The organism is Kitasatospora sp. NPDC052896 (assembly GCF_044547075.1).
Lineage (GTDB): Bacteria > Actinomycetota > Actinomycetes > Streptomycetales > Streptomycetaceae > Kitasatospora.
On the sequence record NZ_JBITZU010000005.1, the window covers coordinates 143,233 to 152,171 of the forward strand.

General features: G+C 70.8%; 10 protein-coding genes. 8 read left to right on the plus strand and 2 right to left on the minus strand.

Annotated features, from left to right (window positions below; all coding sequences use genetic code 11):
• Positions 1-66: 66 nt before the first annotated feature.
• Both ACIGXM_RS13330 and ACIGXM_RS13335 read right to left on the minus strand, forming a co-directional pair.
• Complete coding sequence (locus ACIGXM_RS13330; RefSeq protein ID WP_396560129.1) at positions 67-840, minus strand: ABC transporter permease; 774 nt, start codon at positions 838-840, stop codon at positions 67-69.
• The gene (locus ACIGXM_RS13335; protein WP_396560131.1) at positions 837-1,766 is read right to left on the minus strand and encodes an ABC transporter ATP-binding protein; all 930 of its coding nucleotides are present in this window, start codon (positions 1,764-1,766) and stop codon (positions 837-839) included. The genes ACIGXM_RS13330 and ACIGXM_RS13335 overlap by 4 nt, the downstream gene beginning before the upstream one ends.
• 165 nt (positions 1,767-1,931) lie before the next feature.
• On the opposite strand from ACIGXM_RS13335, the gene ACIGXM_RS13340 reads away from it, so the two are divergent.
• From ACIGXM_RS13340 to ACIGXM_RS13375, 8 genes are read left to right on the plus strand one after another with little or no spacing between them, the layout of a single operon-like run.
• Positions 1,932-2,795, plus strand: a complete 864-nt coding sequence (locus ACIGXM_RS13340) for a helix-turn-helix transcriptional regulator (protein ID WP_396560133.1) — start codon at positions 1,932-1,934, stop codon at positions 2,793-2,795.
• Positions 2,788-4,203: a Fe-S cluster assembly protein SufB gene (sufB, locus tag ACIGXM_RS13345; protein WP_396560135.1), complete on the plus strand. Its 1,416-nt coding sequence runs from the start codon at positions 2,788-2,790 to the stop codon at positions 4,201-4,203. Before ACIGXM_RS13340 ends, sufB begins: the two co-directional genes overlap by 8 nt.
• 57 nt (positions 4,204-4,260) lie before the next feature.
• Complete coding sequence (sufD, locus tag ACIGXM_RS13350; protein ID WP_396560137.1) at positions 4,261-5,511, plus strand: Fe-S cluster assembly protein SufD; 1,251 nt, start codon at positions 4,261-4,263, stop codon at positions 5,509-5,511.
• Entirely contained in the window at positions 5,508-5,825 is a 318-nt protein-coding gene (locus ACIGXM_RS13355) for a non-heme iron oxygenase ferredoxin subunit (protein WP_396560139.1), read from the plus strand. The genes sufD and ACIGXM_RS13355 overlap by 4 nt, the downstream gene beginning before the upstream one ends.
• A 5-nt stretch (positions 5,826-5,830) precedes the next feature.
• Positions 5,831-6,595 carry a Fe-S cluster assembly ATPase SufC gene (gene sufC / locus ACIGXM_RS13360; RefSeq protein WP_396560141.1) on the plus strand — a complete coding sequence of 255 codons (765 nt, stop codon included), beginning with the start codon at positions 5,831-5,833 and terminating at the stop codon, positions 6,593-6,595.
• Between the two features lie 38 nt (positions 6,596-6,633).
• On the plus strand, positions 6,634-7,887 hold the full coding sequence (locus tag ACIGXM_RS13365; RefSeq protein WP_396560701.1) for a cysteine desulfurase: 1,254 nt from the start codon (positions 6,634-6,636) through the stop codon (positions 7,885-7,887).
• A 14-nt stretch (positions 7,888-7,901) separates the two neighbouring features.
• Positions 7,902-8,354: a Fe-S cluster assembly sulfur transfer protein SufU gene (gene sufU, locus ACIGXM_RS13370; RefSeq protein WP_396560143.1), complete on the plus strand. Its 453-nt coding sequence runs from the start codon at positions 7,902-7,904 to the stop codon at positions 8,352-8,354.
• A gap of 43 nt (positions 8,355-8,397) precedes the next feature.
• Positions 8,398-8,787, plus strand: coding sequence for a metal-sulfur cluster assembly factor (locus ACIGXM_RS13375; protein WP_396560145.1), 390 nt, complete (start codon positions 8,398-8,400; stop codon positions 8,785-8,787).
• Positions 8,788-8,939 lie beyond the last annotated feature (152 nt).

Sequence of the window (8,939 nt, forward strand, 5' to 3'; positions counted from 1 at the left end):
GTAGGCGGCAAGCAGGCGGGGCGGGGACCGGATGGTCCCCGCCCCGCCTGCCGCGTGTCGGCGGGCCTACTCCCAGCGGAAGAAGCGGGCCGCCGCGGCCAGGCCCAGCACGGCCCAGACGGCCAGCGTGCTCAGGTCGGACCAGGGCACCCCGGCGCCGGTCTGCAGCACCGAGCGCAGGCCGTCGGAGAGGGCGCTGATCGGCAGCAGCTGGAGGGCGCTCCGCACCGCCGAGGGGAACTTGGAGAGCGGCACGATCACCCCGCCGGCCAGCAGCAGCAGGATGAAGACCAGGTTGGCGGCGGCCAGGGTGGCCTCGGCGCGCAGGGTGCCGGCCATCAGCAGCCCGAGGCCGGAGAAGGCGGCGGTGCCGAGCACCAGCAGGGCCACGACGGTGAGCGGGTTGCCGTGCGGGGACCAGCCGAGCGCCAGCGCGATCAGCGAGAGCAGGGTGACCTGCAGCGCCTCGGTCACCAGCACGCAGCCGGTCTTCGCGGTGAGCAGTGCCCAGCGCGGCAGCGGGCTGGCGCCGAGCCGCTTGAGCACGCCGTAGCGGCGCTCGAAGCCGGTGGCGATCGCCTGGCCGGTGAAGGCGGTGGACATCACGGCGAGTGCCAGCAGTCCGGGGGCCAGGAAGTCCACCCGGCTGCCCGGCCCGGTCACCGCGACCACGTCGACCGAGCTGAACAGCACCAGCAGCACGGTCGGGATCACCACGGTGAGCAGCAGCTGTTCGCCGTTGCGCAGCAGCATCCGGGTCTCGAAGCCGGTCTGCGCCAGCAGCATCCGCCCGACCGGGGCCGCCCCGGGCTCGGGGGTGTAGGTCCCTGGAGTGGTCACGAGCGCAGCTCCCGTCCGGTCAGTTCGAGGAAGACGTCTTCGAGGCTGCGGCGCTGCACCGTCAGCTTCTCGGGCAGCACGCCGGACTCGGCGCACCAGCCGGTCACCAGGGCGACCAGCTTGGGGTCCATCGGGGTCGCCTGCACCCGGTACGAGCCGGGGGCCAGCTCCACCGCGGCCGCGCCGTCCGGCAGCACCTTGGTGAGCGAGCCGAGGTCGAGTCCGGCCGGGCCGTCGAAGTGCAGGCTGCTCTCGGCGCCGCCCCGGCAGAGCTCCTCCGGGCTGCCGGTGGCGATCACCCGGCCGTGGTCGACGATGTTGACCGCGTCGCAGATCTGTTCGGCCTCGTCCAGGTAGTGGGTGGTGACCACCACGGTCACCCCGTCCCGGCGCAGGTCGGCGATCAGCTCCCAGGTGGCGCGGCGGGCCTGCGGGTCGAGGCCCGCGGTCGGCTCGTCCAGGAAGGCCAGCTCGGGGCGGCCGACCACGGCCATCGCCAGGGCGAGCCGCTGCTGCTGGCCGCCGGAGAGCCGGCGGTAGGTGGTCCGGCCGCAGGAGCCGAGGCCGAGCCGTTCGACCAGGGCGTCCACGTCCAGCGGGTGGGCGTGCAGCCTGGCGGTGTGCCGGAGCATCTCGACGGCGCGCGCCCCCGGGTACACGCCACCCGCCTGGAGCATCACGCCGATCCGGGGGCGCAGCCGGGCGGCGTCCGCGACCGGGTCGAGGCCGAGCACCCGGACCGTGCCGGCGTCCGGGCGGCGGTAGCCCTCGCAGGTCTCGATGGTGGTGGTCTTGCCGGCGCCGTTCGGGCCGAGCACGGCGGTGACGGTGCCGCGCGCGATGGTCAGGTCGAGGCCGTCCACCGCGGTCTTCGTGCCGTAGCGCTTGACCAGCCCGGCCACTTCGACCGCGGGTTGTGTGTGCATACCGGCGAGTGTAAGAGGCCGCCGTGCCCGCTCCGGAGGGTGCCCCGAATGATCCGTTCCAGCGGATCAGGTAAGCCTTACCTGCGTGATGGAGCCCACGGTTGAGGCGTGGATCACGGCTTGTTGGACCGGAAGCAATTACGCAACAATGGTGTTGTGAAAAACATGCGCGAGCGCCAGCGGGAGACGGAGGCCGAGGCGGCCCCCGATTTTCCGGTGCCCGCGACCTCGGCGGAGGTGCTGCTGGACGGGCACCGGGCCACCCGGGACCGGGTCGCCCGGTCGATCCTGGACCACGGCCCCTCCTCCGCCGCCGATCTGGCCAGCCGGCTCGGCCTCACCGCCGCCGCGGTCCGCCGCCACCTGGACGGGCTTGCCGCGGCCGGCCTGGTCGAGTCCCGCGAGCAGCGGGTCTACGGCAGTCGTGGCCGGGGCCGTCCGGCCAAGGTCTTCGCGCTCACCGAGTGCGGCCGGGACGCCTTCTACCAGGCGTACGACCAGCTCGCCGCCGACGCGCTGCGCTGGATCGCCGAGGCGGTCGGCGGCGGCAAGGCGGGCGAGGAGGCGGTCGCCGCCTTCGCCCGGGCCCGCTTCGGCCGGCAGGGCGAGCGCTACCTCAGCGTGCTGGAGCGGGCCGCGGCCGGCCAGCGCACCGAGGCGCTCGCGCAGGCCCTGAGTGCCGACGGGTACGCTGCCACGGTGCGGCGTGTCCCGTCGGCGTCCGGGAAGGCGGGCCCAAGCTCTCCCGCCGGCGCCCAGCTCTGCCAGCACCACTGCCCGGTCGCGCACATCGCCGAGCAGTTCCCCCAGCTCTGCGAGGCGGAGACCGAGGTCTTCTCCCGGCTCCTGGGCACCCATGTGCAACGGCTGGCCACCATCGCCCACGGCGACGGGGTCTGCACCACCTATGTGCCGGCACCCGGTGCCGCACCGTCGCCCGCGCCCGACGCGGACTCCGGTGCAGCGCCGACTGCCGGTACGACCACCGAAGAACCGACTGCGTCCGCGCGGAGGAACCCGCATGACTGACACCGTTTCCCACCCGGAGCTCGAAGGTCTGGGCACCTACGAGTACGGCTGGTCGGACCCCGACGCGGCCGGCTCGGTGGCTCGACGCGGCCTGAGCGAGGAGGTCGTCCGTGACATCTCGGCGAAGAAGTCCGAGTCGGAGTGGATGCTCAACCTGCGGCTCAAGGGCCTGAAGCTGTTCGAGAAGAAGCCCATGCCGACCTGGGGCTCCGACCTCTCCGGCATCGACTTCGACAACATCAAGTACTTCGTGCGCTCCACCGAGAAGCAGGCCGAGTCCTGGGAGGACCTGCCGGCCGACATCAAGGCGACGTACGACAAGCTCGGTATCCCGGAGGCGGAGAAGCAGCGTCTGGTCGCCGGTGTCGCCGCGCAGTACGAGTCCGAGGTCGTCTACCACCAGATCCGCGAGGACCTGGAGCAGCAGGGCGTGATCTTCCTCGACACGGACACCGCGCTCAAGGAGCACCCGGAGCTCTTCCACGAGTACTTCGGCACCGTGATCCCGCCCGGCGACAACAAGTTCGCCTCGCTGAACACGGCGGTCTGGTCCGGCGGCTCGTTCATCTACGTGCCGAAGGGCGTGCACGTGGACATCCCGCTGCAGGCCTACTTCCGGATCAACACCGAGAACATGGGTCAGTTCGAGCGGACGCTGATCATCGTCGACGAGGACGCCTACGTCCACTACGTCGAGGGCTGCACCGCGCCGATCTACTCCTCGGACTCGCTGCACAGCGCCGTGGTCGAGATCATCGTCAAGAAGGGCGGCCGCTGCCGCTACACGACGATCCAGAACTGGTCGAACAACGTCTACAACCTGGTCACCAAGCGCGCCGTGGCGTACGAGGGCGCGACCATGGAGTGGGTCGACGGCAACATCGGCTCCAAGGTCACCATGAAGTACCCGGCCGTCTACCTGATGGGTGAGCACGCCAAGGGCGAGACCCTGTCGATCGCCTTCGCGGGCGAGGGCCAGCACCAGGACGCCGGCGCCAAGATGGTGCACATGGCGCCGAACACCTCCTCCAACATCGTCTCCAAGTCGGTGGCGCGCGGCGGCGGCCGGACCAGCTACCGCGGTCTGATCGAGATCGGCGAGGGCTCCAAGGGCGCCAAGTCCAACGTGCTCTGCGACGCGCTGCTGGTCGACACGATCTCCCGCTCGGACACCTACCCGTACGTGGACGTCCGCGAGGACGACGTGTCGATGGGCCACGAGGCGACCGTCTCCAAGGTCAGCGAGGACCAGCTCTTCTACCTGATGAGCCGCGGCATGACCGAGTTCGAGGCGATGGCGATGATCGTCCGCGGCTTCGTCGAGCCGATCGCCCGGGAGCTGCCGATGGAGTACGCGCTGGAGCTCAACCGGCTGATCGAGCTGCAGATGGAGGGCTCCGTCGGCTGACGCCAGGCCGCACGCAGTCCACCGTCCAACTTTGAGGAAGAGAGCACCACGACAGCCATGGCTGACGCCAGCAACATCGCAGGAAGCACCACCCCCGGCTCCACCACCGCGGGTTCGATCGAGGTCGGGACGGCCGGCGCCGGCGCGCAGCTGGCCGGTCCCGGCACCGGCCGGGCCGAGGTCCGGCAGCCGATCGACGCCCGGGTCGCGGTCGAGCCGTCGTACGACGTCGCCGACTTCCCGGTGCCGACCGGCCGCGAGGAGGACTGGCGGTTCACCCCGCTGCACCGCCTGGCCGGCCTGCACGACGGCACCGCGGCCGCGACCGCGACCGGCGAGGACAAGGTCGAGCTGAGCCTGCCGGACGGCGTCACCGCCGAGACGGTCGGCCGGGACGACGAGCGCCTCGGCCGGGCCGGCAAGCCGGTCGACCGGGTCGCCGCCCAGGCGTACAGCGCCTTCGAGCAGGCCCTGGTGGTGACCGTGCCCAAGGAGACCGTGCTCACCGAGCCGGTCCGGGTCGACGTGCAGGCCGCCGGCGGCACCCGCTTCGCGCACGTGGTGATCGACGTCAAGCCGTTCGCCGAGGCCGTCGTGGTGCTCAACCACACCGGCTCCGGCACCCGGGCCGCCAATGTCGAGCTGCTGGTCGGCGACGGCGCCAAGCTCACCTTCGTCTCGGTGCAGGACTGGGAGCGGGACGCGGTGCACGTCGCCCAGCAGACCGCGCTGGTCGGCCGGGACGCCTCCTTCAAGTCCGTGGTGGTCACCTTCGGCGGCGACCTGGTCCGGATCCACCCGCGGGTCACCTACGCGGCCACCGGTGGCGAGGCCGAGCTGTTCGGCCTCTACTTCGCGGACGCCGGCCAGCACCTGGAGCACCGCCTGCAGATCGACCACGACACCCCGCACTGCCGGTCCAACGTGGTCTACAAGGGCGCGCTGCAGGGCAGCGAGGCGCACGCGGTCTGGGTCGGCGACGTGCTGATCCGCGCCGCCGCCGAGGGCACCGACACCTACGAGCACAACCGCAACCTGGTGCTCACCGACGGTGCCCGGGTCGACTCGATCCCCAACCTGGAGATCGAGACCGGCGAGATCGTCGGCGCCGGCCACGCCTCGGCGACCGGCCGCTTCGACGACGAGCAGCTCTTCTACCTGCAGGCCCGTGGCATCCCGGAGGAGGAGGCCCGCCGCCTGGTGGTCCGCGGCTTCTTCGCCGAGCTGGTCCAGCAGATCGGCGTGGCCGAGATCCACGACCAGCTGATGGAGAAGATCGAGGCCGAGCTGGAAGCGAACGTCGCATGAGCTACGTCCGCGCCTGTGCGATGAGCGACTTGGCGGAGGACACCCCCAAGCGCGTGGAGCTGAACGGCGTCCCGGTGTCGATCGTCCTCACCGAGGGTGAGGTGTTCGCGATCCACGACATCTGCTCGCACGCCAACGTCTCGCTCTCCGAGGGCGAGGTCGAGGACTGCCGGATCGAGTGCTGGCTGCACGGGTCCACCTTCGACCTGCGCACCGGCAAGCCGTCCGGGCTGCCCGCCACCAGGCCGGTTCCCGTTTACCCCGTAAAGATCGAAGGGGACGAAGTGCTCGTCTCCGTCACCCAGGAGTCCTGAGCCCCATGGCAACGCTTGAAATCCGTGACCTGCACGTCTCCGTCGAAGCCGAGGGCGGCCCCCGCGAGATCCTGCGCGGCGTCGACCTGACCGTGAAGCAGGGCGAGACCCACGCCATCATGGGCCCCAACGGCTCGGGCAAGTCCACCCTGGCGTACTCGCTGGCCGGCCACCCCAAGTACACCGTCACCAAGGGTGAGGTGCTGCTGGACGGCGAGGACGTGCTCGCGATGTCGGTCGACGAGCGGGCCCGGGCCGGTGTCTTCCTGGCCATGCAGTACCCGGTCGAGGTCCCCGGCGTCTCGGTCTCCAACTTCCTGCGCACCGCGGCCACCGCGGTCCGGGGCGAGGCCCCCAAGCTGCGCACCTGGGTGAAGGAGGTCAAGGAGGCCATGGCGGCGCTCCAGATGGACCCGGCCTTCGCCGAGCGCAACGTCAACGAGGGCTTCTCCGGCGGTGAGAAGAAGCGGCACGAGATCCTCCAGCTGGAGCTGCTCAAGCCGAAGATCGCGATCCTCGACGAGACCGACTCCGGCCTGGACGTCGACGCGCTGCGGATCGTCTCCGAGGGCATCAACCGGGTCCGTTCGACCGGTGAGGTCGGCACCCTGCTGGTCACCCACTACACCCGCATCCTGCGGTACATCAAGCCCGACCACGTTCACGTCTTCGCGGCCGGCCGGATCGTCGAGTCCGGCGGTGCCGAGCTGGCCGACAAGCTGGAGAACGAGGGCTACGAGGCATATGTGAAGGGCGGCGCTTCCGAGTGACAATCCATCCTGGCTCGGCGCACACGGTGTCGGCCGGCCTGCTCGGCGCGGCCCAGGAGTTCGGCGACGCGATTCGCAAGGACTTCCCGGTGCTGCAGCGGGTGCTGCACGACGACAAGCCGCTGGTCTACCTGGACAACGCGGCGACCTCGCAGAAGCCCCGGCAGGTGCTGGACGCGCTCAACGCGTACTACGAGCAGCACAACGCCAACGTGCACCGTGGCGTGCACGTGCTGGCCGAGGAGGCGACGGCGCTGTACGAGGGCGCTCGCGACAAGGTCGCGGCGTTCATCAACGCGCCGAGCCGGGACGAGGTGATCTTCACCAAGAACGCCTCGGAGTCACTCAACCTCGTTGCCAACATGCTGGGTTGGGCGGACGAGCCGTACCGGGTGGACGCCGACTCGGAGATCGTCATCACCGAGATGGAGCACCACTCCAACATCGTGCCGTGGCAGCTGCTGGCGCAGCGCACCGGCGCGAAGCTGAAGTGGTTCGGGCTCACCGACGAGGGCCGGCTCGACCTCTCCAACATCGAGCAGCTGATCACCGAGAAGACCAAGGTCGTCTCGTTCACGCTGGTCTCCAACCTGATGGGCACCGTCAACCCGGTCGACGAGATCGTCCGGCGGGCCCAGGACGTCGGCGCGCTGGTGCTGATCGACGCCTCGCAGGCCGCCCCGCACATGGTGCTGGACGTGCAGGCACTGGGCGCCGACTTCGTCGCCTTCACCGGACACAAGATGCTCGGCCCGACCGGCATCGGCGTGCTCTGGGGCCGTCAGGAGCTGCTGGAGGACCTCCCGCCGTTCCTGGGCGGTGGCGAGATGATCGAGACCGTCACCATGGGCTCGTCCACCTACGCCCCGGCGCCGCACAAGTTCGAGGCCGGCACGCCGCCGATCGCCCAGGCGGTCGGGCTCGGCGCGGCGATCGACTACCTGACCGCGGTCGGCATGGACAGGATCGCGGCGCACGAGCACGTGATCACCGAGTACGCGATCGGGCGCCTCCAGGAGATCCCGGACCTGCGGATCATCGGCCCGCGTACGGCGGTGGACCGCGGCGCGGCGATCTCGTTCGTGCTCGGCGACATCCACCCGCACGACGTCGGCCAGGTCCTGGACGAGCAGGGCATCGCGGTCCGGGTCGGCCACCACTGCGCGCGGCCGGTCTGCCTGCGGTACGGAATTCCGGCGACCACCCGGGCGTCGTTCTACCTGTACTCGACGCCGGCCGAGGTGGACCAGCTCATCGACGGCCTGCACCACGTCCGCAACTTCTTCGGCTGAAGGGTGACGGTGACATGAAGCTCGACTCCATGTACCAGGAGATCATCCTGGACCACTACCGCAACCCGCACGGTAAGGGGCTGCGGGACGGTGACGCCGAGGTGCACCACGTCAACCCGACCTGCGGTGACGAGATCACCCTGCGGGTGCGGCTGGACGGCCCGGTGGTCGCGGACATCAGCTACGAGTCGCAGGGCTGCTCGATCAGCCAGGCCAGCGCCTCGGTGCTGAACGACCTGGTGGTCGGCAAGACGGTCGGCGACGCGCAGGCCGTCCAGGAGGCGTTCCTGGAGCTGATGCAGAGCAAGGGCCAGAGCGAGGGTGACGAGGACCTGCTGGAGGACGCGGTCGCCTTCGCCGGCGTCTCCAAGTACCCCGCCCGGGTCAAGTGCGCCCTGTTGAGCTGGATGGCCTGGAAGGACGCCACCGCCAAGGCGCTCGCCCAGCAGCCCGCCGTCACCGAGTGACGACCGACCGACCCCATTTTGCTTCGCTGAAGAGGAACCACCCATGAGCGAGACCGACCCCGGCACCCCCGCCGCGGCCACGGAGGCCGAGGGCCCTGTCGCCATCGTCGGCACCACCGCCGGCACGGTGTCCGTCGAGGACCTGACCGAGGCCCTGATGGACGTCGTCGACCCCGAGCTGGGCATCGACGTCGTCAATCTGGGCCTGATCTACGGCATCCACATCGACGAGGCCGACGTGGCCACCATCGACATGACGCTCACCTCGGCGGCCTGCCCGCTGACCGACGTCATCGAGGACCAGGCCAAGACCGCCACCGACGGCCTGGTCAAGGACCTCCGGATCAACTGGGTCTGGATGCCCCCGTGGGGCCCGGACAAGATCACCGACGACGGCCGCGAGCAGCTGCGGGCGCTGGGCTTCAACGTCTGAGAGCGGTGTTCTGAGAAGCGGGGGGGGGGGGGGGGGGGGGGCCGGGGGGGGGGGGCCCCGGGGGGGGGGCGGGGGGGGGGGCGGGGGGCGCGGGGGGGGGCGGGGGGCGCCGCCGCCCGCGCCCCCCCCCCCCCCCCCCCCCCCCCCCCCCC